Genomic DNA, 2,120 nt, shown 5'->3' with positions numbered 1-2,120 from the left:
AAATTGCATTAGGAAATAGTTCAGCATTATTAGCAACACTTATTGCTGTAAATGGAACAGGTTTAGCACAAGCTTCAGAAACACAACATCATAGTAATAACCCTCAAACAACGCATCAAAATTCTCAAAATACACTTAAGAAAACGCAAAATAAAACTGCATTCAATGAAAACAACTACATGGATAAAAATTTTGATTTAAGAAAGCGTTGTTTTGCTCTAATGGGAGCAGCAGAAGACTCTAATTTAAATTATTCTAAAAACTATAGATCGGTTTCAGGTGATGAACACGATGGTAGAGGTATAACTGCTGGCGTTATTGGATTTACTTCAGGAACAGGTGATATGAAAGAAATGTTAGATTACTATAATAAAATATCTCCTAATAATCCATTAGCAGATGATAAAGATAATATGAACAATCTTAAAGAAAAAAAATTAAAAAAAGATTGGTACAATGCCTTTGATAATGATCACGATAATTTTGTTAAAGCACAAAATTATGAAGTAAAAAAAGAAGTCATGGATAAAGCAGTTAAATATGCTAAAGAAGATGGTTTATCACAATTAGGTCAATACATTTATTTTGATACTTTAGTTAAACATGGACCTGGTAAAAATCCTCAAGATCCACCAAGAGATTGGAGTTTTGGAGCTATTCGTGAACATGCTAAAGAAAATGGTGTTAAACCACCTTCAGAAGGTGGGAATGAGTCTAGTTATTTACAAAATTTTGTAGGTAAACGTTATGATGCTATAAACGATGAAAATAAACATAGTTCAGGAATGGATACTGAAGGAACAACAGATCGATTAAAATTCCAACAAGATCAAATTAAAAAAGGTAACTTTGATTTAAAACTGCCATTAGATTTTAATATGAATCAAACAGACTTCCATTTAGATCAAAAAAAATTAAATAAATTCAGTGATAAAGACTTAGCTTCATTAAATGATTAAAAAGGAGTAGTAATTATGAAGAAATCAATAATGAGTTCCGTACTTGTAGCAACTACTTTATTATCAAGCATTCCAGCTTTAAATTCAGGACATGTGGCTCACGCTGAAGATATGAGTCCATTAACAACTAAAGGTAAAGAGATTCAAAAAAATGGACAAAATTATCAATTAAAAGGTGTAAATGCCGGTAATGCTTTTACTACAGAAGGTTACCTTGGCGGTATTACTGGGACAAAATATAAAAACTATCCTAAACCTTATGAACATAAAACATATAAGGAATTAAAAGATGCTTTAGATCAAAAATATGGTCCTAAAGAAGCTAAAAAGAAATTAAACACTTATGCTAACAATCATTGGACAGATCAAGATTTTCAAAATGTAAAAGATATGGGTATGAATACAATTCGCTTACCTCCTAATTACATCAATCTGACTAATTATAAAAAAGGTATGAACCCTGATGATGTAAAAGTTACTAGTCACTCATTTGATGCTGTGGACAAGTTTGTTCAAAAGGCAAAAGCACATGGTATTTATGTTATTTTAGATTTCCATGGTGCCCCAAATTCTCAGAATGGAGCTGAACATTCAGCTGACACAAATGAAGGTAGTGGATTTGGTCACTTCTGGGATGATGCTAATGCTCAAGGAAAAGCAAAAGAAATTTTGTACAAAATTGCAGAACATTATAAAAATGAAAATACAGTTGCGGGCTATGATATTTTAAATGAACCTAAAGGCGTAAATGAAGGCACGAGTGATGATCAAGTTAATCAATTCTATAAAGAAGCTATTAAATCAATTCGCGACACAGGGGATAAACATATTATTTTCCTAGAAGCAGTTTGGGATCCTGATAAACTTCATGAACCTTCATATTATAATGACTCTTCCCATAATTTAGTATATGAATATCATAATTATGCTACTAAAGATGATCCATCTGTAAAGCAATCCTTTGATAATAAATTTAATAAAATTGAGAAGAAAAACTATAATGTACCTAGTTATTTAGGAGAATTTAATGTTCAATCAATGAGCGGTGGCCCTTCTGCTAAAAGTGCGTGGCCCCGCGTCTCGTACGCTGGCCGACCATGGCGATCTTCCTCGTCGGTGACCCTACGCCTCCGCCCGAGGGGTGGATCGAGGGGCTCTCAA

At 32.6% G+C, this 2,120-nt stretch carries 2 protein-coding genes; both read left to right on the top strand.

Going from position 1 to position 2,120, the window contains the following annotated elements:
- Positions 1 to 959: chitosanase (locus tag AB0C84_RS46005; RefSeq protein ID WP_361079224.1), on the top strand; the 959-nt coding region annotated here is incomplete at its 5' end.
- A 15-nt stretch (positions 960 to 974) separates the two neighbouring features.
- Positions 975 to 2,120 (top strand): cellulase family glycosylhydrolase (locus tag AB0C84_RS46000; protein ID WP_361079221.1); only part of this gene is annotated, 1,146 nt, incomplete at its 3' end.

It is taken from the genome of Actinomadura sp. NPDC048955 (genome assembly GCF_040649435.1).
Taxonomy (GTDB): domain Bacteria; phylum Actinomycetota; class Actinomycetes; order Streptosporangiales; family Streptosporangiaceae; genus Spirillospora; species Spirillospora luteofluorescens.
This window is presented reverse-complemented; position numbering and strand designations above follow the sequence as displayed.